12 protein-coding genes are annotated in these 26478 nt (G+C 67.5%); 3 read left to right on the top strand and 9 right to left on the bottom strand.

From position 1 onward, the window contains the following. Window positions 1-168: 168 nt before the first annotated feature. The 3 genes from O3297_RS05650 to O3297_RS05640 all read left to right on the top strand — a co-directional run bounded on the left by O3297_RS05650 (window position 169) and on the right by O3297_RS05640 (window position 4134). Complete coding sequence (locus O3297_RS05650; protein ID WP_305048005.1) at window positions 169-681, top strand: sigma-70 family RNA polymerase sigma factor; 513 nt, start codon at window positions 169-171, stop codon at window positions 679-681. A gap of 1 nt (window position 682) precedes the next feature. Then, on the top strand, window positions 683-1651 hold the full coding sequence (locus tag O3297_RS05645) for a FecR domain-containing protein (RefSeq protein WP_305048004.1): 969 nt from the start codon (window positions 683-685) through the stop codon (window positions 1649-1651). Window positions 1652-1713: 62 nt separating this feature from the next. Beyond that, complete coding sequence (locus tag O3297_RS05640) at window positions 1714-4134, top strand: TonB-dependent receptor (protein WP_305048003.1); 2421 nt, start codon at window positions 1714-1716, stop codon at window positions 4132-4134. 48 nt (window positions 4135-4182) lie between these two features. On the opposite strand, the gene O3297_RS05635 is transcribed toward O3297_RS05640, so the two are convergent. From O3297_RS05635 to O3297_RS05595, 9 genes are all read right to left on the bottom strand, one after another. After that, entirely contained in the window at window positions 4183-6558 is a 2376-nt protein-coding gene (locus tag O3297_RS05635) for a TonB-dependent receptor (protein ID WP_305048002.1), read from the bottom strand. A gap of 94 nt (window positions 6559-6652) precedes the next feature. Beyond that, window positions 6653-7630, bottom strand: coding sequence for a DUF4880 domain-containing protein (locus O3297_RS05630; RefSeq protein WP_305048001.1), 978 nt, complete (start codon window positions 7628-7630; stop codon window positions 6653-6655). Beyond that, complete coding sequence (locus O3297_RS05625; RefSeq protein ID WP_305048000.1) at window positions 7627-8145, bottom strand: sigma-70 family RNA polymerase sigma factor; 519 nt, start codon at window positions 8143-8145, stop codon at window positions 7627-7629. The genes O3297_RS05630 and O3297_RS05625 overlap by 4 nt, the downstream gene beginning before the upstream one ends. Before the next feature lie 108 nt (window positions 8146-8253). Further along, complete coding sequence (locus O3297_RS05620) at window positions 8254-8973, bottom strand: SIMPL domain-containing protein (protein WP_099387574.1); 720 nt, start codon at window positions 8971-8973, stop codon at window positions 8254-8256. A 74-nt stretch (window positions 8974-9047) separates the two neighbouring features. Further along, entirely contained in the window at window positions 9048-11255 is a 2208-nt protein-coding gene (paoC, locus tag O3297_RS05615; protein WP_305047999.1) for an aldehyde oxidoreductase molybdenum-binding subunit PaoC, read from the bottom strand. Between the two features lie 4 nt (window positions 11256-11259). Further along, complete coding sequence (locus O3297_RS05610) at window positions 11260-12219, bottom strand: xanthine dehydrogenase family protein subunit M (protein WP_305047998.1); 960 nt, start codon at window positions 12217-12219, stop codon at window positions 11260-11262. Continuing rightward, entirely contained in the window at window positions 12216-12875 is a 660-nt protein-coding gene (gene paoA / locus O3297_RS05605) for an aldehyde dehydrogenase iron-sulfur subunit PaoA (RefSeq protein ID WP_092613569.1), read from the bottom strand. Before paoA ends, O3297_RS05610 begins: the two co-directional genes overlap by 4 nt. Window positions 12876-12994: 119 nt before the next feature. Beyond that, window positions 12995-13711 carry an RNA polymerase sigma factor gene (locus O3297_RS05600; RefSeq protein ID WP_305047997.1) on the bottom strand — a complete coding sequence of 239 codons (717 nt, stop codon included), beginning with the start codon at window positions 13709-13711 and terminating at the stop codon, window positions 12995-12997. Beyond that, the gene (locus tag O3297_RS05595; RefSeq protein WP_305047996.1) at window positions 13708-26337 is read right to left on the bottom strand and encodes a filamentous haemagglutinin family protein; all 12630 of its coding nucleotides are present in this window, start codon (window positions 26335-26337) and stop codon (window positions 13708-13710) included. Before O3297_RS05595 ends, O3297_RS05600 begins: the two co-directional genes overlap by 4 nt. Window positions 26338-26478 lie beyond the last annotated feature (141 nt).

The raw sequence follows: 26478 nt of genomic DNA, 5'->3' as shown, positions 1-26478 counted from the left end.
GGCAGTGCCGGGGGGCCAGTATAGCGGAAAGAGCATGATAGCCATGCCCATACAGCTACCGCATTGACATTCAGGCACGCCAATGTAAAATGAGAACCATTCGCATTCAAGAAGAACCTGCACTTGCCGGCGGCCTGGGGGAACTTCAGCGCCAACCTGGAGTGTATCGTGACGTCTGCCGTATCCCCCGCCGCCGATCCTGTCGCACTGCTGTATGGCCAGCACCATCCGTGGCTGCTGCGCTGGCTGCGCGGTAAATTGTCCTGCACGGATCACGCGGCCGACCTGGCGCAGGATACCTTCGTCAAGCTGCTGGCCACGCCCGGCGAGCGCGCCGTCACCCTGCGCGAGCCGCGCGCCTACCTGACCACCGTGGCGCGCCGCCTGCTGATCGACCATTACCGCCGCCAGTCGCTGGAACAGGCATGGCTGGCCACCCTGGCGCAGCTGCCCGCCCCTGTCACGCCGTCGGCGGAAGACCGAATGCTGATCCTGGAAACCCTGCACCAGATCGACGCCATGCTCGACGGCCTGGGGGCAAAGGTGCGCACGGCCTTCCTGCTGTCGCAGCTGGAAGGCATGACGTATGCGGACATCGCCGCGCGCCTGAACGTCAGCGAGCGCACCGTCAAGCGCTACATGGTGCAGGCGTTCGAACAATGCATCCTGCTGCTGGCCTGACATGAGCGCGGCCCTCGATGCGCGCGCCGCGCGCGAAGCGGCGCACTGGATGATGCGCCTGCAAGGCGGCGAACTGGACGCTGCCGCGCAACAGGGGCTGGCCCGCTGGCGCGCCGCCCACCCCGACCATGAAACGGCGTGGCAGCGCGCCGAGCAAGTGTGCCGCACCTTTGGCATGCTGCCTCCGCCGCTGGCCATGCCCTTGTCCAGGCAAGTGCTGGACCGCCCGGCCCGCGCGCAGCGCCGCGCCATCCTGAAGACCCTGGCCGTGCTGATCGTCGCCGGCCCAGCCGGCTGGGCCATGCTGCGCGTGGCGCCATGGCAAGCCTGGACGGCCGACCTGCGCACGGCGACAGGCGAAATCCGCCATCTCACCCTGGCCGACGGCAGCGGCCTGAGCCTGAATACGGCCAGCGCAGCCGACATCGTTTTCAGCGACGCGCTGCGCCTGGTCCAACTGCGCGGCGGAGAGATACACGTGGCGACCAGCCCCGATCCCCTCGGGCGTCCCTTCATCGTACGCACCAGCAACGGCAGCGTCCGCGCCATCGGCACGCGCTTCACGGTGCGCCAGGAGGACCGTCTGCTGGGCGCGCGTACCCACGTGGCCGTCTCGCAGGGCGCCGTGGAAGTGCGGCCCGCCGAAGGCCGGTCCGTCATCGTGCAGGCGGGCTGGCAAGCCAGTTTCGATGAAACGGCCGCCGGCGCGCCGCAGCCGCTGGCGCCGCATGCGTCCGCCTGGCTCAAGGGCCTGCTGTACGCGGACGACACGCCGCTGGACCAGGTGCTGGCGCAGCTGGCCCGCTACCGTCACGGCGTGGTGCGCTGCGATCCGGCCGTGGCGCGGCTGCGCGTGTCGGGCGTGTACCAGTTGCGCGACACGGACGCCCTGCTGGCCCTGCTGCAAGCGTCGCTGCCCATCCGCGTGCGGCGCCACAGCCGTTGGTGGATTTCTGTCGAGCCCGCATAAAAATTTTTGAGAACAATGTCCCTTTCCGTCATGTGCCCCGTCAATCCACACAGGACCAACACATGAACGAAGGGAAACAAGCAATGAAGCATTACCGCCACACCAGCATCACCCTGGCCCTGCTGGGCAGCCTGGCCTTGAGCGCGCCCGCATCCGCCCAGCAGCAACCGCAGCAGGCGCCCGCGCGCCACTACCAGGTGGCCGCCGGCCCCCTCGGCACCGTCCTGTCCGCGTTTGCGGCCGACGCCGGAGTCAGCATTTCCGGCGCCGCCAGCCTGTATGCGGGTTTGAACAGCCGCGGCTTGAACGGCAACTACCAGGTGGCCGACGGTTTCGCCCGCCTGCTGGACGGCAGCGGCTTATACGCTGTCGACCAGGGCGGCGGCCACTACGCCGTGCGCAGGCTGCCATCGGCGGCCGACGCGGCCACCCTGCCCGGCATCGCCGTGCGCGCCACGGCCGAGCGCAGCACGAGCACGGAAGGCACGGGCTCGTACACGACGCCGGCCACGGCCAGCGCCACGGGCCTGGTGCTGTCGCTGCGCGAGACGCCGCAATCGGTCAGCGTCATCACGCGCCAGCGCATGGACGACCAGGACTTGCTGACGGTGCGCGACGTGCTGCGCAATACGCCCGGCATCGCCGTCAACCAGTTCGACACGGAACGCAGCACGTTTTCCGCGCGCGGCTTCGACGTCGACAACTTCCAGTACGACGGCGTGCCCACCACCTATAAGGTGCAGTATTCGGGCGGCGAATCGGAAATGGATTCGCTGATCTACGACCGCGTGGAGGTGACGCGCGGCGCCACGGGCTTGCTGACGGGCGCCGGCTACCCGTCCGCCTCGATCAACCTGGTGCGCAAGCGGGCCAGCGCCAGGCAATTCGAAGGGCAATGGTCGCTGGCGGCCGGCTCATGGAGAGATTACCGGGGCACGCTCGACCTGGCCACGCCGCTGAACGGGGACGGTTCCGTGCGCGGCCGGGTGGCGGGCGCCTGGCAAGACCGCAAGTCGTTTACCAATGGCTATTCGAACCAGCGCCAGCTCGTCTACGCCACCGTCGAGGCGGACCTGGCGCCCGGCACCGTGGCCATGGTGGGCGCCAGCTACCAGAAGAACGATCCGAAAGGCAGCAACTGGGGCGGCTTCCCCCTGTGGTACAGCGACGGCTCGCGCACCGATTTCGACCGTTCCGTCACGACGGCGCCCCGCTGGGCCGCCTGGGCCACGGAACAGACGAATGTGCACGCCACGCTGGAACACGTGCTGGGCCAGGGTTGGAAAGCGCAGGCGCAAGCCATGTACAGCAAGCATACGGAAGACACGCCGCTGGTATTCCTGGCCGAGCGGCCGGACCGCATCACGGGCCTGGGCATGCTCGGCTATCCGAACCGCTACATCGGCGCGCGCGACCAGAGCAGCGCCGACGTGAAGCTGTCCGGCCCATTTACCCTGGGCGGACGCCAGCATGAAGTCATCGTCGGCGCCAACTACACGCTGCAGCACGCCGAGTTCAGCGTCAAGGAAGCGCTCGACCCTGAACCGATCGGCAATTTCCTCGCCTGGGATGGCAGCTACCCGCAGCCGGCCTGGGGCGAACTCGTGCTGTCGGAAAAATACACGACCAAGCAATATGGCGCCTACGGCGCGGCACGGCTGAATCTTGCCGAGCACACCAAGCTGATCCTCGGCGGGCGTTTGACGCGCTGGGACAAGGACCGCATCGGCTTTGACGGCAGCGCCCGCTTTGCCTTCGCCAAGAGCAAGTTCGTGCCCTACGCGGGCGTGGTGATCGATCTCAATGAGACGTATTCGGCATATGCCAGCTATACGGACATCTTCCGCCCGCAGGAAAACCAGGACCGCGCGGGCGCCTGGCTGGACCCGCTGACGGGGCAAAGCATGGAAGTGGGCTTGAAGGGCGAACTGGCCGGGGGCCGGGCCAACGGTTCCGTCGGCATCTTTGAAATCAAGCAGGACAAGCTGGCCCAGCCGGACGGCGCGCACCGGGTTCCCGGCACCACCACGCAAGCGTATTATGCGGCGCGGGGCGCCACCAGCCGCGGCATCGAGGGGGAATTGTCGGGTCGTTTAGCGCCGGGCTGGAACGTGACTGCCAGCGCCAGCCACTTCCGCGCCAGGGACCGCGAGCAGCAAGACATCAACACCCTGTCTCCGCGCTCGACGGCGCGATTGTTTACCACCTGGAAAGTACGCCCCAACCTCACCGTGGGCGGCGGCGTCAACTGGCAAAGCAAGTTCTACTTTGACGACGAGGGGCCGAACGGCAAGGAAAGAGTAACGCAGGAAGCCTACAGCACGGTGAGCCTGATGGCCACGTACCAGCTGTCGCGCCAGCTGACGGCCCAGCTGAACGTGGAAAACGCGCTGGACAAGAAATACATCAACATCAACACCTATGCGCAAGGCACGTATGGCGTGCCGCGCAGTGTCAGGGGGACGTTGACCTACCGCTTCTGATGCGCATGCAGGCCGGGCGGCATGCGCCCGGTCTGCGCTGACTACGCATCAATAGCGGTAACTCAAGCTCAGCATCGCATTGCGCGGATCGCCATAGCTGACCCGGCGGCCCGTGCTGATGCCGTAATAAGTGCGGTCGCCCAGATTATTGAGGTTGAGCGACACGGCCAGGCGGTCGGAGATCTGGTAGCGCGCCATGGCGTCAAAGACGGCATACGAGCCCTGGTGCACGGTGGTGGTGCCGCCGCGCACGGCCCGGGTTTTCTGCCAGGTGTGCGATTGCCAGCGGGCGCCGCCGCCCACCGTCAGGCGCGGCATCGGCTGCCAGGTGCTGTACAGGCTGAGCTGGTCTTCCGGCGCCAGCGTGTTGACCTTGCCGCTGGCGTCGCGCGCGATCTTGTGCGTGTAGCCGGCCTGCAACTGCCAGCCCGGCATGAGCTGGCCCGACACTTCCAGTTCCACGCCGCGCGAACGCACGCCGTCGATGGCGCGGTAGGCATCCATGCCCGTCACCTTGTTGACCTCGTCAACGTATTCCGCGTAGTTATCCTGGCGCACCTCGAAGGCGGCCGCGCTGGCGTTCAGGCGGCCATTCAGGAACACGCCCTTCACGCCCGCCTCGATATTCTTGCCCAGCATCGGGTCCAGAGTCCTGTTGTCGACGTCGCGGCTGTTTTGCGGACTGAAGATATCGCTGTAGCTGGCAAACGCCGTCAGATCCGGCGCAAAGTCCCAGGTCAGGCCCGCATACGGCGTGAAGATCGACGACTCGTCGATGTCGGCCGTGGGATTGACGTAGGACGACAGGCGCCCGCCCACGATCACATGCACGCCCTGCGGCAGCGAAAAGCGGCCCGTCGCATACACGGCCTTCTGGCGGATGACTTCGCGGGCCGTGTCCAGCTCCCATTTTGGCTCAGCCACGATGCCCCGGTAGGTATAAATATTGTCGACCTTGATGAAGGAATACGGGCTGAAGACGTCGTCCGACTGCTTGCGGTAGGCGTTCGCGCCCACCACCAGTTCATGCGTGCGGCCCAGCAGGGTGAACGGGCCCTTGGCGTACATGTCCAGGCCATTGCTGGTGGCGTCGCTGTTGTACTGGCGCGCCGTGACGGACGTGCCGCTGCCGTCCGCCTTCGGGAAGCCGTCAAGGTAGGCGACGGGCGCATACAGCGCATTGGCCTGGTGGATCAGGCGCAAATTGGCCAGCCAGCCATTGTCAAACGTGTGTTCGAGCGAGGCGAAGACGGATTTGGCTTCCGTCTGCTGCGTGCTCCAGGTGGGCGCGCCGTTGAACGAACGGGGCATGGTGAAGCGCTTGCCGTCCGCGTCGAACAGGGGCGCGCCACCCCAGTCGCTATTGCGCGGCACCGTGTGCTGATAGTCGGCGCCCACGGTCAGCAAAGTGCGCGGCGACAGATCCGCTTCCAGCGTGCCATACGCCAGTTCGGAGCGGCGCTGGTAGCGGTCGACAAAGGAATGCTTGTCCTGGTACGAGGCCACGGCGCGCGCACGCACGCTGCCGCTGTCGTTCAGGGGGCCGCCCACATCGACCATGCCGCGGTAATTGCTCCACGATCCGGCAGACAGGTCGGCCAGCGCGCGCAGTTCGCGCGTGGGCTTCTTGCGGATCAGGTTGACGGTGGCGCCCGGCGTGCCGGCACCGCTCATCAGCGCATTCGCGCCTTTCAGCACCTCGACCCGGTCGTACAGATCCATGTTGGCCAGGGACTCGCCCAGGTTCAGCGAGGCGTCGCGCGTCCACGGCAAGCCGTCGTAGCTGAAATTGTCGAGCGAAAAACCGCGGGCATAATAGATCGTGCGCTCGCTGTCGATGTGCTGCACGTACACGCCGGGCGTGTGGCTGAGCACCTCGCTGAGCTGCACCAGGCCGAAATCGTCCATCTGCTGGCGCGTGACGACGCTGACCGCGTGCGGCGTCTCGCGCGGCGACAGCACCAGGCGGTTCGCCGTGCTGACGGCGCCCGTCGTGTACGAGCCCGTGTCTTCCGTCACCTGACCCAGGTAATTGGTGGTGATGAGCACTTCCGGCATGGTCGCTTCCGGCTGGGCGGCGGAAGCTTGTGGTGCGGCTGCTTGTACCGTATAGACGCCGCTACCGGTCTTGAGCAAGGCCAGCTGCGTGCCCTGCAAGGCGCGGCGCAAGGCTTGCTCCGGCGTGAAATCGCCCTGCACGGCCGCCCCGCTGACGCCGCGCGCCAGGTCCGCATCGATGGAGATGCGCACGCCGCCACGGCTGGCAATGGCGATCAGGCTGGCGTTCAGGGGCTGGGCCGGCACGTCATAGCGCACGGTGGCTGGCGCGATCTGGACCGATGGCGTCTGCGCCAGGACGGCAGGCACGGCGCAGGAAAGTAACATTACAGCCAGGGGAATCTGGCGCATCAACAATGGTGGCATGCTGGGACTCTATCTTGATGGTGAAGGAAAAGTGGGGCTACACCAGGTATGAGCCGCGACGCGCCAAAAGTGACAGTGCTGGCGCAAAAATATTTCAGCTTGCCTTCAGATCCAGGCCCGTCCACCAGCCGCCCGGGCCCTGGCGCAGGGTCACGGGCAGGGTTTCGGCCAGCGCCAGCAAGGTGGCCCCACTGTCGTCGAGCGAGTAATTGCCTGACACGCGCAGCGCCGCGGCCGCCGGCGTGATGTCGATATAGCCGTGGCGGTACGGACGCAAGGCCGCCACCACTTCGCCCAGCGGCTGGTCGACGGCCAGCAGCATGCCCTGCTCCCACGCTGTCGCCTGCCCTGCCGCCATGCCGGGCAACATGGTCAGGCGGTCCTCGTCAAACCGCGCCGCCTGGCCCTGGCGCAGCACGCGCGCCAGGCCTTTGCCGGCCGGGCGCACTTCGAGGTCGCCCTGCACGGCCAGCGCGACGGTGCCCAGCGCTTCGCGCCGCAACATCAGTTCGCCGCCCTGCGCCGTCACCGTGCCATGCGTGCTGCGCAGCAGGAAGGGATGGGCGCTTGCCGGCTGCGCCACGCGGGCCAGCAGCTGTCCCTGGCGCAAAGTGACGTGCCGGTGTTCATGGGTAACGTCCGTGTCGGCAGAAGAACGGGCATCCAAGGTCAGCACGCTGCCGTCGGCCAGCGCAAAGCGGCCCCGCCTGGCCGTGGCCGTATGCAGGTCCGCGCTCCAGTCCGGCAAAAAGGGGCTGCCGCGCAGCAGCCAGGCGCCGCCCAATGCCGCGCCCGCCAGACACAGGGCGCCCTGCAGCAGCTGGCGCCGCTTGTTGTCGTGTTGCGCGGCGCGCGCCAGGGTCTGCCCGACGGTCCCCGCCCCGCCCGCCGCCTGCAGCGGGCCGACGCTATGCTCGACGGCGCGTCCCAGGGTATGCCATGCGGCCGCATGACGCGCATCGGCGGCCAGCCAGCGGATGAAGGCCTGGCGCTGGCCCTCGTCCGCCTCGCCCGAGCTGAGCTCGACCAGCCAGCCGATGGCCGCATCCTGTACCGCAGGGGACATGCTCATGCCGAATCCGCCGCAGCCAGGCAGCAGCGCAAGCCTTGCGCCATGTACTGGCGCACCATGCTGGCCGACACGCCCAGTTCAACAGCGATCTGCGCATACGTGAGGCCATCGAGCTGGCTCATCAGGAAAGCGCTGCGCGCCTTGCTGGACAAGGTATCGAGGGCGCGCGACAGGCGCTCCAGCGCTTCGAGCAGCACGGCGCGCTCTTCCGGTGACGGCTGGACGGCGTCCGGCAGCTGCGCCAGGGTGTCGATGTACGCCTGCTCGATATCGCGCCGCCGCCACTGCTGCAGCAAGATGCTTTTCGCCACCGTCGTCAGGTAGGCGCGCGGCTCGCGGATGGCGGCCAGGCGCCCCGCATGCAATACGCGCAGAAACGTTTCAGAAGTGACATCTTCCGCCTCGGCCCGGTTACGCAGACGCAACAGCAGGCGCTGCAGCAGCCAGCCCTGATGGCCCGCGAAGAGGCTGGCGGCCAGGGTCGTGTCATTCGAGGGGAAAGGCAAGGCAGACAAGAGCGGATCCGGCGACTTTAATGATAATGATTCTCATTATATTGCAGAGACCGGAAGATGTCGCGCAATTTTGCTATGCTTATTGACATGCCGCGCCGCCAGCTGCGCCTATTCCAGCTTGAACAGGACATTCACGCTTTTCTCCAATGCGATGCTGCCCGGCGCGCGGACGGCCGACGAAGGCTCCGTGGGAGGAATAAAGGGCGGCGGCACGAAACCCTCATTGCCGGAACGCATCAGCGCGCGCTCGATCGATTGAAACGACACTTCCGATATGGCCATGACGGACGCGATCTTCCGGTTGAACGATTTGGCAATGCGCGCCGCCTTCGTCTCCGCATCCCTGGCAGCCTTCAGGTCCAGTTCGGCGACCAGCGCGTCGTGCGCGCTGGTCTTGAATTCCGTGTCCATCCGGGTGATATTCTTCATGGCGGCCAGCTCCGACACCAGTGGCGTCCATGCCGCCAAGTCCCGGACCCAGACGCGCAGGTTGCGGTTGATGACGTACATGGGCGGCGAATCGCGTTTTTCCCTGCCTGAATAATCGAGCGTGCGCATGATTTCGGAGGCCTGGATATCCGCTTGCGCAATTTTCACCTTGCCCAGCAACTGGAAGACCTCCGCGGCACCAGCATTGACCACGCCCAGCGTCTTTGCCGCATCGGCGCCCCGGCTGGCAACGGTGATCTCCATGACGGCCATGTCCGGCGGCACTTCCACCTGCGCCGTCCCTGTCTGGAAGATGAAGGGATAATCGGGCAAGGACGAGGCCTGGGCGGCCATATTCAAGTTAAACAGACCCACCACCAGCAACAGCGTGCGCTTCATGCCTCTCCCATACGATCGAATAATATTTCGACAATATAGCAGTGCAGATACAAAAAACCAATAGCCCACCCCGTTCAGGCAATACGGGCCGATTCCGGCAACTTCGCCAGCAGCTTGTCCAGGGTCACCGGATAGTCGCGCACGCGCACGCCGGTGGCGTTGTAGACGGCATTGGCGATGGCCGCCGCCACGCCGCAGATGCCCAGCTCGCCCACGCCCTTGGCTTTCATGGGCGAGGACATGGGGTCGGTTTCATCGAGGAAAATGACGTCCTGGTGCGGGATGTCGGCGTGCACGGGCACTTCGTAGCCGGCCAGGTCGTGGTTGACGAAGAAGCCGCGGTGCTGGTCGACCACCAGTTCTTCCATCAGGGCGGCGCCCACGCCCATGCTCATGGCGCCGATCACCTGGCTGCGGGCCGCTTTCGGGTTCAGGATGCGGCCGGCCGCGCACACGGCCAGCATGCGGCGCACGCGCACTTCGCCCGTGTCGCTGTCCACCCCCACTTCGACGAAATGCGCGCCGAACGTCGATTGCTGGAATTTTTTATCGAGGTCGCCGTATTCCATATGGTCTTCCGCGACGACATCGCCATGGTAGGCGGCGGCCGCGAGCGGCACGCTGCGCTCGCCCTGGCTCACTTGCCCATCGGAAAAGCGCGCTTCTTTTTCATCGAAGCCAAGCTTGCCGGCGATGGCCTGGCGCAGGCGCACGCAGGCCGCGTAGACGCCGGCCGTGGAGCTGTTGCCGCCCCATTGCCCGCCCGAACCGGCCGAGACGGGAAAATCCGAATCGCCCAGGCGCACGACCACCTTGTTCAACGTCACGCCCAGCATTTCCGCCGCCGTCTGCGCGATGATGGTATAGCTGCCCGTGCCGATGTCCGTCATGTCCGTTTCCACCGTGATCACGCCATTGCCATCGAGGCGCACGCGGGCGGCGGACTTCATGACGAGGTTGTTGCGGAAGGCGGCGGCAACGCCCATGCCGACGAGCCAACGGCCGTCGCGCCGCAAGCCCGGCTGCGTCGATCTCTCCTTCCAGCCGAATTCCACGGCGCCCGTGCGCAGGCAGTCGATCAGGCGGCGCTGGGAAAACGACCTGCTCGGCTTTTCCGGGTCCACTTTCGTGTCGTTCAGGATGCGGAAAACGATGGGATCCATTTTCAGCTTGTCGGCCATCTCATCCATGGCAATTTCCAGCGCCATCAGCCCCGGCGCCTCGCCCGGCGCACGCATGGCATTGCCTTCCGGTAAGTCGAGTACGGCCAGGCGCATGGCCGTCATGCGGTTCGGCCCCGCATATAGCAGCCGCGTCTGCATCACGGCCGTTTCCGGCTGGCCACCTTTCAAGTCGCCGGACCACGATTCATGGCCGATGGCCGTGATCTTGCCGTCGCGCGTGGCGCCGATGCGCAGGCGCTGGATGGTGGCGGGCCGATGCGTCGTATTGTTGAACATCAGGGGCCGCGTCAGGGCCACCTTGACGGGACGCTGCGCCGCGCGCGCGCCCAGGGCCGCCAGCAAGGCTTCCGCGCGCACGAACAGCTTGCCGCCGAAGCCACCGCCGATGTAGGGCGAAACGATGCGCACCTTGTCTTTCGGTATGCCCAAGGTACGGGCCAGGTCGCCGCGGCCCCAGTCCACCATCTGGTTCGCCGTCCACAGCGTCACCTTGTCGCCCTCCCAGGCGGCAATCGAGGCGTGCGGCTCCATCATGGCGTGCGACTGGTCAGGCGTCGTATAAGTAGCGTCCAGGCGCACTGGCGCATTGGCAAAGGCGCCGGCGAAGTTGCCCGTCTTGCTGTCGGGCTTGCCGTCCTTCGGCTTGGCCGCCGTGCCCTTGGCTTTCGCCAAATCGAAGGCGCCCTTCCGCTCGACATATTTGACGTCGAGCAACTGCGCAGCCGAGCGGGCCTGTTCGAAGGTTTCCGCCACCACCAGCGCGATGGCCTGGTGGTAATGTTCAATCTCCGGACCACCGAGCAGCTTCGCCGTGTTCATCCTGCCTTTGCCTAGTTTTCCCGCCGATTCCGCCGTCACCACGGCCAGCACGCCGGGCGCGCGCCGCGCGGCGCTGGTATCGATGGAGGCGATGCTGCCCCTGGCTATCGCCGCGCCGACGACATGGCCATAGGCCGCGTGCGGCGCGGCCTTGTTCTGTTCATACGCGTACGGCGCCGTGCCCGTGGTTTTCAGGGGGCCGTCGATGCGGTCCGTGGGACGGCCCACGACTTTCAGCTGGTCGATGGGATTGGTGGTCGCAGGTATCGTGAATTTCATGGCCCTAGCCTTTCTTCGCTTGCGCTTCAGCCAGCACCGCGGCAATCGTGCGCTGCGCCAGGGTCACCTTGAAGGCGTTGTCGTCAGTCGGTTTGGCGCCGGCCAGAAACTGCCGGGCCACGGCGGCGGCGCCATTCGGTATCGCCTGCTCGGCGCCAGAAATTCTCCACGGCTGCGGCGCGACGCCGCCCAGGGCCAGCCTGCCCGTGCCATCGGGCAAGATGATGGCCGCCACGGACACCAGCGCGAACGCGTACGAGGCGCGGTCGCGCACCTTGCGGTAGACATGCGTGCCGCCGGCGGGCCGGGGCAAAGTCACGCTGGTGATCAGTTCGCCCGGCTGCAGCACGGTTTCCAGCTGTGGCGTGTTGCCCGGCAAGCGGTAGAAATCGGCGATGGGGATGGTGCGCACGGCGCCATCGGCCCGCACCGTGTCGATGGAAGCGTCAAGCACGCGCATGGCCACGGCCATGTCGCTGGGATGCGTGGCGATGCAAGCCTCGCTGCCGCCCAGAATCGCCAGCGGCCGGCTGAAGCCGGCGATGGCCGAGCACCCGCTGCCCGGCACGCGCTTGTTGCAGGCCTGGTTCGTATCATAAAAGTAAGGGCAGCGCGTGCGCTGCAGCAGGTTGCCCGCCGTCGTCGCCTTGTTGCGCAATTGCGCCGAGGCACCGGCCAGCAAGGCGCGCGACAAGACGCCGTAATCGCGGCGCACCGTGGCATGGGCCGCCAGGGCCGTGTTGCGCACGAGGGCGCCGATGCGCAAGCCGCCGTTGGGAGTCACTTCCACCTTGTCCAGGGCCAGGCCATTGACGTCGATCAAATGCGTGGGCGTTTCGATCTCCAGTTTCATCAGATCGAGCAGATTCGTGCCGCCCGCGATGAAGCGGGCGCCCGGCGTGTGCAGGGCGGCGGCCGCCGCTTCGGCCGGCGTGGCGGCCTTCTGGTAGCTGAACACTCTCATGCCGGCCTCCCCGCCACCTCGGTGATGGCCTCGATGATGTTGGAGTAGGCGCCGCAGCGGCAGATATTGCCGCTCATACGCTCGCGCAATTCTTCCGGCGTCGCCTGCGGGGCCGCATTCAAGTCGGTGCTGACGTGGCTGGGGATGCCCTGGCGGATCTCTGACAGCGCGGCAACGGCCGAGCAGATCTGCCCCGGGGTACAGTAGCCGCATTGATAACCGTCATGCGCGACGAAGGCGGCCTGCATCGGGTGCAGCTTGTCGGGCGTGCCCAGTCCCTCGATGGTGGTGACCTTGGCCCCGTCATGCATCACAGCAAGAGTCAAGCAGGCATTGATGCGCTGGCCATCGAGCATGACGGTACAGGCGCCGCACTGGCCGTGGTCGCAACCCTTCTTGGTACCCGTCAGGTGCAGCTGTTCGCGCAAGGCGTCGAGCAAGGTGGTGCGCGTGTCGAGTTCCAGGCTGTGACGCTGGCCATTGACGTCCAGGCTGACTTGCATCAGGACGGGGGGCGGAGAAATACCGGCCTGGGTGGCCGTATTCACCGCTTCCGCCGCTCCCGCCACGCCGGGCACGGCCGCTGCCGTGGCAGACAGCGCGCCGGCGATCAGCAAACCGCGCCTGCCGGCATTGATGTGATTACACTCTGTCATCTCGCGCTTCCTCCTGGCTGTGGACTGGCTGGGTGGGCGCATGCATGCCCGAAACACCAGTCTGACGGCCGGATTCCTACGCGTCTGTACGCGAACGAACGTAAAACATGGGTGAGCGCCTATCCCTGGCGCAGGCGCAGGCTGCGCCGGGTCGTGCCGACGCCCCCCTGCGCCGCGTAACCCGTGTGGCGGGCGCAATGGTCAAGCGCCTGGCGCAGGGCCGTATCGACATTGCGCAAGGACATGTCGTGCCGCTCGGCCACTTCCTGACGGGTCAGCTCGTCCACGCGCAGCGCTTCGAGCACTTGCCGGTGGCGCCGCGGCAGCAGGTCGACGGCCTGCGCCAGCCGCCGCACGTCCGCCTGCAGCTCGGCCAGGCGTTCCGGCCCGGCCGCCGTATCGGCGAGGAAATCGACGAGGCCGGCGGCGCCATCGTCGCCGCCCTCGTCCGCATACAGCCAGGCGCGGTTGCGGCGCAGGCTGTCCATGGCCGCATTGCACGCCACGCGGAACACATAAGCGACGGGGCTGTGCGCCAGCGCGGCGCCATCCCCTGCCGCCAAGCTGCCCAGCCGCAGCCAGGCGTCGTGCAGGCTGTCACTGGCCAGCTCGGCGCAGCCAAGATGGCGCGTCAGGCGCCGGTGCAATCCCGCGTAATTGCCTTCCAGCACCGCCTGCAGCCGGGCGCCCTGCCCTGGCGGCGGAGCTGGCAGGGGCGCCACGTCGTTGGCCGCCTGCAGACGGGGCCGGATGGCAGGCCGGCACCAGGCCATGCCGGTATGCCCCGCCATGCGCAAGGGCAAGGCAGCAGCCGCATTCGCCACGCCGACCATCATGGCGACAACCTGCTGCGCTCTTGCGCCGTCAGCTGGCGCGTGGCCGATTCCGGCAACGTCCCAAGGCCCAGCACGCGCACGGCGCTGCGCGGGTTGTAATCGGCCGCCTCGCTGCGCGCGCCATCCTGCGGCGTGGCTTGCGCGCTGTCGGGCGGCGCTTCGCTGCCAAAGCCCAGCACGCGCACCGTGAACACGGAGGGCTGCGCGGAACGGGTGGCGGCGCGCTCGCGCTGCACCACGTCCTGCGCCGCCGCCGTGGCCTGGGAAGCGGCCGCGCTGGCGTTCGTCATGGCCGCCACGTTGACGGAGGCCACCGTCGGCATGCCCTTCGCTTCGCCCTTGACCTGGATGTTCGCCGCATTCATCACCTTCAGTGCGGCCAGGTTGACGTTGCCCGAGACGCGGATGCCCGCCTCGCCCGCGTCGATGGTGCCCAGCGGGGCCAGCAAGTCCACGTCGCCGGCCGGCACTTCCGCGATCGGCGCCAGGGTGGCGATGCCGGCGCCCGTGCTCGGCACGTCGGACGACAGGGTCACGTTGCCCCAGTTGTCATACACGCGCTTGGGCGGCGTGTAGACGATGGTCGACTTCGAACCGCGCCCCGCGTTGATGTCGCCCTGCGACGACCAGCCCAGAATGTCGCCGCCAAACGTCGTCATGATGCGGCTCTGCCCCAGCAGGATGCTGCCGTGCGAGAACAGGTCGATATTCCCGCCGCCCTTGGTGATGACGCCCGAGGTGGCCGGCGGCGCCTCGCCTTCGATGCCGAACACCTGCCTGCCGCCCGGCGTCAGCAGCTGGATGTCGCCGCCGAAGTTCGTGTGCACGTAGCCGCTGCGGGGAACGATGCGGTCATAGTTCAGCGAAAGCGGATTGTAGGCGGCATACGTGCCGCGGTACATGACGATATCGCCCGCATACGAAATCGCCTTGCCGCTGGCGTCCGTGGCCGGCGCCAGGGCCGCGATGGCGTTGCGGCTGCGCAAGAAGCTGCCATAGCGCGAGCTGTCCGCATCGTTGTACTCGCGCCCGCCCGCCTTCAGTTCCGCGAAATACACGGTGCGGGCGAACACGCGCTGCTGCGGCTCGGGCAAGGCGAGATAAAAGGCCAGCGCCTCGGCCGCCGTGCCCTTGAAGGCATAGCGCTCACCGAGCCAGGTTGCCAGTTCACTGTCGTACGATTTCACCACCTTGCCCGCCTGGTCGGCCAGCGGCACACCCTTCTGCGCCACGTTCGCCGGGTCCAGATACGGCTTGACGAAGCGCAGGTAATCGAGGCCGGCCGCGCCCACGCCCGCCTGCATGGCGATGCCGGCGCCCGGGCGCTTGTCGCCCGTCACGACGGGACCGAGGCTGACGACGCTGCCCTTGTCCTGCATCAATATGTTGCGCCCGGCGCTGATGTCCAGCGTGCCGGGACCGGCCACGTTGAAGGAACTGCCCAGGATGTCGCGCCCGGCCGAGACCACCGATACGTCATATGTATTGTTGTGCACGAAAAGGTTGCTGAGAATCCTGAAGCGCCTTTCCCCGGTGGCGGTGCCATCCACAGCTTCCAGCTGCGCCGTGCCGCTGCTGACGATATCGCGTCCCGCCTTCATCCACACGGCTTGCCCCCCCTCGTACCAGGTGTTGCCCGCATGCGCGGCATCGGTGAACTCGATGATGCGGCCGCTGTTCACGCCCACCAGGTCGCCCGTGGCGGCATAGATGCGGGCGGCCTGCGTACCGCTGTTCGCAGGGCCGGCCGAGGAATTCGGTCCGAAGGCAAACAGCGGGAAGTTCCATTTCGTTACTGGCGCCCCCGTGCTTGAGACATTGGCAGCCAGGGGATCGGTCACGTTACTCTTGATATCCCAGCCCGTAAAGCCAGGCTTGAACGGCGTAACGATGCTGTCGGCGGCGGCACCGGACTGGCTGACGGCATAGCCGCCCGCATAGATGGAGTCGCCGGCGAGCCACTGCAGCTGCGCATTTGGCGATGGCGCCAGCACCAGCGGATCAGCATAACTGGTGGCGGCATTCGAGTCGACAATTGCTTTGCCGTAATACAAGCTGCCATGCGGCGCCGCGGCCCGCACGATGGACGGGTAGACGATGGCCAGGTCGGTGGCCGTGCCAAGCGGCCCGCTCAGGGGAGTCATATTGCCACCGGCAGAGAACAGGTCGAGCGCCGTGCGCGGCGTCCACAGGCTGAACCAGCTGTAGCCATAGCCCTGCTCTCCGGACGGGCCGGTGAATGGCGTGGCATTGGGCAGGGACACGCGGCCGGGGTCGGCCACATCCTGCAGCGCCTGGTCGCCCAGGGTCGCCACGCTGAAGGTGGCGTCGCCGGGTACCAGGATCATGCCGCCGCGCGGCGTGGCGCGCGTGGCCGTGAAGGCATCATAGGCCCGCGTTTCCAGCGGTACGTGCTGGGTAGGCTGCGAACCGTACTGCAGCGCCAGGCTACCCAGCTGTGCGGCCGACGTTTCCGCGTGGCCCCGCAAGTCGACCAGCGCGCCATTCAGATAGCCGCCACCGGGCGTGCTGGCGGGGTTGAGCGCACCGCCCACGCGCAGGTCGAGGTCGCCGCCGCCCGTCAGCAGCAGGCTGCCGTCGGCCTGCACGCGGCCCGTGCTGCCCACGGCCAGCAGCAAGCCCTGCGAACGGGGATTGATGCTGGCGTTATAAGAACTGCCTGTCAGCAGTGTCTGCACGCCCGCATCCCCCGCCACCTCGGCGCGCACATTGCCGCCGCCCAGGGTACCGAAGCCCGTAAAGCCCAGCACGGTGTCGGCCAGGGTATCGCGGCGCATATAGCTGCCGAAGTTGATCCACCAGGCCGTCGGCTGGGCCGGGCCGCCCGTGGCCACGCCGCCGCTGCCCTGGCGCCACAGCCAGTTGCCCACCGGCACCGAATCGGCCAGGCCATCCTTGCTGACGGGACGTTCGTTGCTGGCGCTCGCCGCGTTGATCAACGAGCCGCTCAAGTTACCCGCCACCTTCAGCAGCAGATTGCCGCCCTGGTCCGGATACCATGCCCGGTAGATACTGTCGGCGCCGCCATCGACCAGGCGTTCATGCGCGCCGTCGGGGTTGCCCAGCACCGTACCGTTCGCATTGCGCGAGCGCGGCAGGTTGTACGGATCGCCGGCCGCCGTCGGCGAAGACGACATGCCCGCCGTGTACACGCCATACAGGCTGTCCATGCGCAGGTCGCCGCCGCTGACGAGGTCCAGGTCGCCCGTACCCGTGCGCAGCACGCTGTGGCGCAGGCTGCTCGCCTTGTAGTCGAACGTGGGGTTCGGCGTGCCGCACCAGGTGGGATTTTCCTCGCAAATGGTGGGCCAGCCCAGCGCCACCGGATCGAGCAGGTCGCCCTCCTTGGTTTTGGGGTCGGCAAACTCTTCCGCGCCTTCTTTGGTCCACACGTAGGACACCCTCAGATCGCACCAGCTGGCGGTTTCGGCGCAGAACTTCGCAATCGTGGTGCCGTTCTGATTCAGAAATTCCTCGGAGATCGGTTCGCCCGCCACGATGCCTTCGATGCCCTGCTCTCCCGCTTCCTTGCTCCAGTACTGCACGCCCTTCGGCGGCACCAGCACGCCATACATGCCGTAGTGGCTGTCGGCCAGGCGCAGGGTGCCGTGCGCGGGATGCGCCTGCACGCCGCGCGTGTCGGCCCCGTCCAGGTCGGCGCCCGCCACCAGGCGCATGCCCCACGCCTGCGAGCCTTCGGCCAGCATGGGCGCGATGGCCCATAGCTTGCCCTGGCTGCCCGCCACTTCCGGACGCAGCTCGATTGCCGTCACATCGGGCAACAGCTTGACGTCGGTGCCGGACGGGATCAGGGAGCCCACGGCCAGCGCCAGGTTGCCATCGAGTACAAAGACCGAGCGTTCGCCGGCCACGCCAGGCAGCGGCACGCCCTTGGGCCAGGTCATGGCGCTCACTTTCACCGTTTGCTTGAGCACGCTGCCGGCGTCCAGACGCATGCCGGCCGTAAAGGTCTGCTCCGTGGCCAGCAAGGTGCCGGCCGCGTGGACGATATTGCCGGCGCTGTCGCGCACGGCGGCCGCCAGCACCGTGCCGGCCGGCACGATCATGGCCTGGTCCAGGGTCACGGCCACGGGCAGGCGCGTATTGGCCATCACATTGAAACCCTTGATGGGCAAGTCATAATTGAGCGCGATTCCGCCCGGGAACAGCGTGCCATCGGCCACGGTCACGCCCTTGCCCGGCACGATGACGTCGCTGCCATTGATGTCGCGCCCCGGCAGCAAGCGCCAGCCGTTCTCGTCCTTGGTGGCGGGCGGCGGCGCGAAGCCGTCGTTGATGCTGCCGTAGATGCTCAGGTCGCCGCCGGCGCGCAGCAGCAGGCTGCCCACCTCGCCCGAACCGCGCACGCTCGTGCGCTGGAAGCGCGGGTTCAGGCTGGCATAGCGCATGCCCGACAAATCCAGGTCGCCCTGCACCACCAGGTCGCCGTCCGCCGACTTGCTGACGATATCGACGCCGGGACGCAAGTGCAGCGCATCGGCATACGCGGCAGTGGCCAGGCCCGCCAGCTTGCCGTTGCGCAAGGCCGTATTCGCCAGCGCCGCATCGATGAAGGCTGTGCTGTCCCCGTGCTTGCTGTCGAGATACGCCTGGTTGATCACCTGGTAGGGACGGCCGCCGACCGACAGGTCGGACACCGGCACGCCATTGGCGTCGGGCGCCATGGCGTAGGCCGCGTCGTCGTAGCGCTGCATGGCATTGACGGCGATGGATTTCGCGCCGCGGATGGTCAAGCCGCCGCCGGCGGCGACGGCGATGTCGCCAAAGGTGGCCGCATCCGCATCCGTGCGCGCGCCGCCGCTGCCCAGGCGCGGCGCGCTCAATTCCACCGTGCCGCGCGCGGCGCCGTCGTGTTCGCCCTTGCCCTTGCCGGCCACGGCGGCCGTGCCGTGGCGCACGTCGATCTGCGCGCCGCCGGCCAGGTTCAATGCGCCCTCGCCCGCATTCAGTTCCACCATGGCCCGATTCGGGCTGTCGATGATCTTGCCATAGCTGTCGACGCGCAGAACGGTGCCATGCGCGTCGAGCACGGCGTTGCCGGCCAACGTCAATCCATGCTTGCCGGCCAGGCGGATGCTGCCCACGCGCTCGCCGCTGGCGTCGATCACGCCAGCGACGGCGAGACGGCCGTTGTCGACGGACACCTGCACCTCGCCCGCCTTCAGATCATTGCCTATCGTCAAGTCGCCCCGTTTCAGCTGGAAGCTGCGCCCGCCCGTCACGCCGCCTGCCGTCAGGCGCTGATTCAGCGACGCGAACTGGCTGTCCAGGTTGCCGCCCGCGCCCAGGGTTTGCGCGCGCACGTCCACGCTGCCCTGCTTGTACGGCACCATGGTGCCGCCCGCATCGTAGCTGCCGCTGGCGCCGCCCAGTATCTTGCCCTGCAAGTCCACCATGCCGGCCGCGCCGTCGAGCGCCACGGCCTTCAGGCTGCCGGCGCGGTTGTGCTCGGCCGACAGGTCGATCACGGCGCCCGCAGCCTGGCGGATGTCGCCGGCGCGGCTGTCCAGGGTGACGTCGCCGCCCCAGCTGTATTTATCCACGTCGAAGAAAGTGCTCTTGCGGCCCGCCAGGTCGAGGCGGGCGCCGTCCGCCACGGTGATGTCATGCTGTGCGCTGACGGTGAGCTTGCCGCTCGGCAGCACCACGGCCGTGGCCACACTGACGCTGTCACCCTTCAAGCTCAGCTGAGCGCCCAGCCCATCGTTGTTCTTGACGGGCGCGGCCGGCGTCACGCCGGCCGGCGCTGTCACCGTCAGCGCGCCGCCCGCCGTGTAGCTGTGCGTGGAACCGGCGTCGCCCGTCAGCAGCGGCGTGATGATATTCAGCTTGCCGCCGCTGTACTGGTAGCCCTTGCCCGTCTCGTAGCCGTCCTGCGCCTGGTAGACGGACAGGCTGCCCTTGTGGTTGGCCGTGACTTGCCCGCTGGCCTTCAGGTTGACATTGGCAAAGCCCAGCGCCAGGCGGTCGAACGAGGCGACACCGGCCGGCTGCGTGAACGGGCCGAAGCCGAAATCGATGCGTTCCGCTTCCAGGTTCAGCGTGCCGCTGCCCGTGCCGGCGCCATGCGTGATCACATTGCCGGCCGGCGAAAGGGCGCCGCCCCAGATCAGGTTGGCCGTGCGGATGGTGGCCACCGCGCCGTCGCCGCCCTGGCCGTACATGGCCGGCGTGGTCAGCACCAGGCGCTCCAGGGTGGACTTGCCCGTCGTCTTGTCGTAGGTATCGAGCACCACGTCGCCATAGAAATTGACGCTGTCGGCCGCGCTCAGCATCAGTGCCTGCAGGGCCGGCGCGCCCGTGCTGGTGTCGCCGCGCAGCAAGCGGTCCAGCACGCCCTGGTTCATGGCCAGGCCGCTGGAACGCGTGCCGCTGGCCTGGGCCGCCGCCAGCGCCTCGCTGCTGCCCATGTTGATGGCGCCCACCGCCAGGCTCAGGTTGCGCGTGCCGTAGCGGGCCGAGTTGTCCAGCTCGAAACTGCCATTCGTCGACATCAGCAAGGTGCCTTCCGAGTACAGGCTGGCCGTGCCGGCGCAGGCATCGCCGCACACGCCGATGCTGATGCCGCCGCGCGCCGAACCGCCGACCGGAGCCACATTCATCAAGCCGTTCGAGGCGGCCAGCATGTGGATGCCCTCGTTGCTCTGGTAGATAAAACCGTCGCTGGAGTCATAGGCGGCCTTGCCGCGTCCCAACGTGTTGATGCCCGCGCCGGGTGCAACATCGATCAGGCCGGCCGTCCATTCCGTATTCCAGGGATCGCGCGCCAGCAGCATCACTTCCGGCGCCGCCAGGATGGCGCCGCGGCGCAGGTAGATATTGTGTGCCTGCGCCGTGCCAAAACTGATGTAGTTGCCGCCCTGTCCGTAATTGATGATGGGCGTGGAACCGATGACGATGCGCGCCGCGCCGATCGCGTTCAGGCTGCCGGCATGCAGCGTGACGCCGTCAAAACCCGGCGTGGCGGACGCGCCGTCGGCGATGATTTCAATATCCTCGGGGCCGCCCGCGATCACCGACACGGTGCCGCCGAAGCCGCCCGTGGCCGCGCCGAACTTGCCCGTGCCCGCGAACTGGAAGGAGTCGGTGCCGGCGCCGGGCGCCAGCTGCAGCTTGAACGTCTTCGCATCGGCCGGCAGCAGCGGGCGGGGAATGCCCCGCGTTTGCGCATCGGCCAGGGCAAACGCCGTATAGCCCATTTCGTTGTACTGCGAATACGTGCGCAAGACCTTGGCCGGCGTGAGTATCAGCTGGCTGGCCAGCGGCGCGCGGATATCCGTGCCCGCGATCGACAGGGTGCCGGGCGCGGCCCAGGAACCGTTGCGCAGCGGCTGCGCCGGGGCACCGCCACTCGCCTGCCCCGCCAGGCCGTTCAGTTCCACGCGGAAGGCGCCCGGCAGCAAGGCGTAGGTCGACGGCATCAACGTATAGGTGCCGGCGGGCAAGCCCGGCACGCCGCTGCCTAGCGTCACCTGCCGGCCCACGGCCGGATCGGAAGCGCCCTGGTCGCCGCCCACGGGCGCCTGCGGCGCCTGCACGCCCGGCACGATGGCGTACACGGGATTCGTCGCCAGGCCCGGCAGGACAAAGCCGCCGTTCGCCCCCACCTGCAGCAGCGGATGGTAGCGCGCATCGGTGGAGCCGCCGCGGCCCGCGACGAAACCGGCGCCCGTCAGTTCGCCGCCGCCCGACAAGTCCAGCAGCGCGCCCGGCTTGACGGCCACGGCCACGCTGGCGATATCGACGCCGATACGCATGGTGCCGTTGGCGCTGCTGCCGCCGACGCCGAGAAACTCCGTCTTCTTGCCGTCGACGTTCCAGTTCTGGCCATCGGCCGTGCCGCCATACGGCATGGCCATGCCGGCGGCGCTGACGGAGGTGATACTGCCAGGCAAGAAATTGATGCTCAGGCTATTCTCGTCAGCGCGCAGGCTGAGGCCCAGGTTAAGCAGGCCCAGCGGCGCGCGCACGATGCCGCCCTGCTCGATATGGGCGGCGCCCAGCTGCAGCATGCCAAAGGCCGAGTACGGCACGGCGGGAATGCTGTCCGTGCTGCGCGCGATGGTCAGGCTGCGCTCGGGGTTGTAGACGATATTGCCGTCTTTCATGTCCATGCCCACGCGCACGGCGGCGCCGGCGCCCGTGGCCGGATACAGCTGGGCCACAGTGAGGGTCATGTCGCCCGGCGAGGACAGCACCGTCGACGGCTGGTTGCCATCCCAGCCCAGCGGCGACAGCAGGAAGCGCAGGTCGCCGCTGCTGGTCAGGCGCACGTCGTTGGCCACGACGCCGACCATGCCGCGCACGTCGATCAGGTCGCCCGCTATGCTGATCTGCCGGGCGACCGGCGACTCCCCTGCGCCGCCGGGCGTCGTATAGAAATCGCGGCCGGCCGGCTTGATGCTGGCCAGGCGCACATACGGCGCCGCGATGCTGACCTTCGCGTCGGGCGAACTGCCGGGCGACAGCACGGGCGCGCCGTACAGCTGGAAGCTTTGCCGCATCGTCAGCGACACGTCGCCATCGAAGCTGGCGGCGCCCAGCAGGGCCAGGTTGCCGAAACCGCCCGCCTCCACCTGCTCCACGGAAAAACGGCCATGACCGTACTGCAGCGCCTGCGCCCCGTCCCGGGACGTCACATTGTCAGCCAGGTCGCTGGCCGCCTGGCGCTGCGTCAGCCGCAGCTGGCGGCCCTGCAGCACCTTGGGCGTGGCCAGAACTTTCAGGTATTCGGGCGTGCCCGTGGCCACGGACAGGGTGCCGCCCGCCGCGCCTGCGCCGCCCGCCCTGGCCCGCAACTGGCCATCGAGGTACAGGCCATTGTTCGACGCCAGCGCGATGCTGCCGCCCGCGCTGGCCACGTCGATGGCGCCGCCATTGACGTCGAGCACGGCGTGCGCGCCGGACGCATCGAGCACGGCGCCGTCGCGCACGACGACGAACAGGCTGGCCGCCGAAGTACTGCCCTGTGCATGGTCGATCTCGCCGCCGACGACGATGCTGCCGCCATCGATCACCTTGCCGTAGCGCCGGCCCTGCGCATCCGTGGCGCTGACGGCGCGCGCAGCCACGTCGAGCACGGCATTCTCGCCGATCCAGATGGAGCGGCCATGGCCGGCCGCTTCCACCGCCTCGGACACGGGCTTGTCGACGCCCACGCCACCGAGGCCGATCTTGCCGCCCCACGCATTCAGCCGGCCTTCCACCGTCAGCTGGCCCACGCTGGACAGCTTGATGGACTGGCCCGCGTCAACGCTCACCACGGCATTCTTGCCCACCAGCAGTTCGGCGGTGGCCATGTCGGTCGCACCGGACTGCATGTCGCCCACCTGCAGGGCCAGGCTGGCGCCCTTGCGCTGCGTCAAGGTGCCCTTGAGCGGGTTTTCCGTGACCTGTTCCGGCATCCACAGGGCCAGTTTTTCATTCTCCACCACGCGCAGCACGGGCATGCGCACGTCCACCTGCGTGCCGTCCGCTACCGTCACGCCCTGCTTGCCAACCAGGCTGTAGCTGGAAAAACCCTTGTCGAAAAAGCCGCCATCCAGCTGCACGGTGCCTGCCTCGGGGTTTTCAATGTGGCCGATCAGGATCTTGTTGGCCTGCAATTCCAGCTTGCCGCCACCCTGCACGCCATGGCCGCGCACTTGCGCGCCCTCGCCCAGCACCAGGTCGGCCTTCGCGCCATAGCTGGCCAGGGTCACATTGCCGCCCTTGCCGCCCTGCAGTTTCGCCTGCGCCAGGATGGCCGCGCCCGAGCTCACATCGACCAGGCTGCCATTGCCGATGCGCACGTCGCCAAACGCGCGCAGCGAGACGCTGCCGCCGTTCAGGTATGGCAGGCCGGCGGCGGCCAACGGATCGCGCAGCACGTTACTGAGCAGGCCGCTGGTATCGAGGCTGACGCCATCGGCCAGCACCAGTTTGCCCGGGGGGACGCCCGGATTGACGAAGGTATCGAGCATGCCCAGCGGGCCGATCTGGTTCAGCACGTTGCCGGCCGCGATGCTGCCGCCACGGCTGCGCAGGCTGGCGTTGATGGCCACTTCCTTGCCGAACAGGGTGATATTGCCGCCGTCAGCCACCTGCAGCGCGCTGTCGACGGTGATCGCGCCTTTCGCGGCAATGCGAACGGCGCCCAGTTGCTGGCTGTTGAGCAAGTTGGTGTCGAGCAGCAGCTTGCCCTGACGCTCTGCAGCCAGCACGTCGGCCACGTCGAGGCCGGCGGCGATGCCGTCCTGCACGCGCGTCAGGCGCACCTCGTCCATGACGGCCGACAACGCATGCTGCAGCACGCCCGTGCGCTTGTCGAACATCGGCTGATACTGGCCGACGATCAATTGCCCCCGCTGCGCGGCCGCCAGCTGCGACTGCTGGTAGCCGTCGAGCAGCGCCTGCGGCGCCTGTGCCTGGCGCTCGCCCTGGAAAACGTCGCCCGCGATGCTGCCTTCCAGCACGGCCGAACCGGTAGCGACCACCAGCTTGCCCGCGTCGCGGCCCACCGTATAGCCGTTTTCCAGGCGTTTTTGCGCGGCGATCAAAGGATTGGCATAGAAGGCGCTGGCATCCTTGCCCCAGCGCGCATGTTCTTCCTCGTAGCCCTTGTACACGCCCGCATACGCCAGGTCGGCGGGCGCGCTGCCTGCCTCATACAGCTTGCCGTCCGCGCCCTTCAGCCAGGTCTGGCGCAGCGCGCCCGTCTGCACGTCCAGGGTGCCGCCCGACAGGTTGATGCTGGAGCCAAGCTGCGTGACGACATCCTTGCCGCCGAAGCTGACCGTGCCGCCCTGCGCCATCCATTCGCTGACGGAGTGGCCCTGCGTGCCCAGGTAGCCGGCCACTTCCAGCAAGCCCCCTGCCGTGTACCAGCGGTCGCTGTCGTAGCCGTTCGTGCCTTTCGGAACCAACACCAGTTTGCGGCGGTCGACCCAGATATTGTTGTTGATCAATGCCTTGCCGTCGCGGTTGACGGGCGCGTCGCGCTGTTCGTTGCCCTGCACGTTGATGTCGACATTGTTCGCCTCCATCGCCACCTTCACGCCGACGGCGCCGGAAACGTCGAGCTGGGCCCCGTCGCGCAACAGGCTGCGGCTGGCCGCGTTGACGGCGATCTGGCCGCCCGTGGCCAGGGTCAGGGAATCGCCCATGAATTCCACCGTGCCGGCGCTGCCGATTTCGATGCGCGACTGGTCGCGGCGGTCGTTGACGGCAAGGATGTTTTCCGTGGACGTCACGGCGGGGCCGCGCATGGCGTCGCGCTGGCTGTCGAGCGCCGTCGTCTTGCCGTCGTCTTCGAGGAGGATGGCCGTGGTGGCGCCGCGTCCCACGGTAACGGCAGCGTCGCTGCCCAGGGCATTCAGGTGGATGGTGCCGCGCGTGGCCGTGGTGGTGGTGGCGAGCAGCACGCCGTCCTGCTGCACCGTGCGCCCGGCCAGGGTGATGTCGCCTTCGCGCGCCTGGATCAGGCCCGTGTTGACGACCTTGCCCGCCGTGCTGCCGGCCGCGAACTGCGGCGTGACTTCGCTGCCGCGCGTGGTCGACAGCGGATTGCCATCCGTGCCCACGCCTTTTTTAATGGTAAAGCTGTCGCCGGCGGCCAGCAGGGCCTGGCCCTTGGGCGTGCCGATCTCGCCCGCATTGTGCACTTCCTGGCCCAGCAGCATGACGTAACCGCCGCCTTCCGTGCTGCCCTTCGGCGCATTGGAGGCGATGCGCGCGCCGGCCTGCACCTGCACCTTGCCGGCCGCATCCGTGAACGTCGTGGCGCCGGCCGTGCCGGGACTGTAGATGCCGTTTTTCTGGAATTGCGTATCGCTGACGCGGGCCGCGGCCGCCACCAGGCTGCGCGTGTCGACCTGGCTCGTGCCTGTAAACACGATACCGTTGCGGTTGACGAGCAGCACCGTGCCGTCGGCCTTGATCTGGCCCTGGATCTGGCTGGGACGCGCTTGCGGATCGTTGACCCGGTTCAATACGGCCCAGTCCTTCTGCTGCTGGAAGGTCAAGGTCGTATCCTTGCCCACATTGAATGTTTCCCAGTTCAGGATAGCCTTGTCCGCCGTCTGCTGCACCACCACGGCCGTCTTGCCGTTCGCTACTGTCTGCACGGGACCCTGGGCATTGAGCCAGCCAGCCGTCAGGCTGTTGGTGTCGACCTGCAAGCCGCCTTTCACGAGGCCATCGGGTGCGCCTGGTGCGCCGGCCGCCGCCTGGCGCGCCTGCGCCTGGGCAGCCTGCTGTGCGGCGATGGCGCGTGCAGCCAGGTTCAGGTTGTTGAGCGAGCGCTGCAACTGCTGATTGGCCTGCTGTTGCTGGCCCTCGGGCCGGCTGCCCAGCGGCAGCGGCTGGCCATTCGGCAGGCGGCCAACCGTGGCCGCCGTATTTTGCGCCGCGCCCTTGGCCGCGAACCAGCCGCCGCTGAATGCCTGCTGCGCGCGCGCCGGCGTGGTAAAGGCGCCCGCCATCAGCATGGTGGTCAATGCGTAAGCGAGCGGCGTGAGCCGCAAGCGGCTGCCCAGCGTGGAGGACCGCTGCGCGCCCGTGTCAACGGTTGGGACTGGGCGCTGGGCAGTGTGAAGCTTGGTCATGGCAATGGTTTCCTGGCTAGAGAGAAGGGAACGGAGCCTGGCGGTAGCGCAAGCGTCCATGCCTCCATGACGTAGCTGGGCGGCGGAAGGGATAATGTTTTTTGAAAAATATTTTCAAATATTTTCAAATAAGCCTGCCAA

It is taken from the genome of Janthinobacterium sp. SUN128 (assembly GCF_030587275.1).
Classification (GTDB): domain Bacteria; phylum Pseudomonadota; class Gammaproteobacteria; order Burkholderiales; family Burkholderiaceae_D; genus Janthinobacterium; species Janthinobacterium lividum.
The sequence above is the reverse complement of the archived record's forward strand: the minus strand, read 5'-3'. Positions and strand labels throughout refer to the sequence as shown.

What these genes read in the sequence shown, in the direction of transcription:
- O3297_RS05640 (WP_305048003.1), top strand. Translation starts at nt 1,714, where the DNA reads ATGAACGAAGGGAAACAAGCAATGAAGCATTACCGCCACACCAGCATC.
- paoC (WP_305047999.1), bottom strand. Translation starts at nt 11,255, where the DNA reads ATGAAATTCACGATACCTGCGACCACCAATCCCATCGACCAGCTGAAA.
- O3297_RS05635 (WP_305048002.1), bottom strand. Translation starts at nt 6,558, where the DNA reads ATGCCACCATTGTTGATGCGCCAGATTCCCCTGGCTGTAATGTTACTT.
- O3297_RS05630 (WP_305048001.1), bottom strand. Translation starts at nt 7,630, where the DNA reads ATGAGCATGTCCCCTGCGGTACAGGATGCGGCCATCGGCTGGCTGGTC.
- O3297_RS05595 (WP_305047996.1), bottom strand. Translation starts at nt 26,337, where the DNA reads ATGACCAAGCTTCACACTGCCCAGCGCCCAGTCCCAACCGTTGACACG.
- O3297_RS05620 (WP_099387574.1), bottom strand. Translation starts at nt 8,973, where the DNA reads ATGAAGCGCACGCTGTTGCTGGTGGTGGGTCTGTTTAACTTGAATATG.
- paoA (WP_092613569.1), bottom strand. Translation starts at nt 12,875, where the DNA reads ATGACAGAGTGTAATCACATCAATGCCGGCAGGCGCGGTTTGCTGATC.
- O3297_RS05610 (WP_305047998.1), bottom strand. Translation starts at nt 12,219, where the DNA reads ATGAGAGTGTTCAGCTACCAGAAGGCCGCCACGCCGGCCGAAGCGGCG.
- O3297_RS05600 (WP_305047997.1), bottom strand. Translation starts at nt 13,711, where the DNA reads ATGATGGTCGGCGTGGCGAATGCGGCTGCTGCCTTGCCCTTGCGCATG.
- O3297_RS05645 (WP_305048004.1), top strand. Translation starts at nt 683, where the DNA reads ATGAGCGCGGCCCTCGATGCGCGCGCCGCGCGCGAAGCGGCGCACTGG.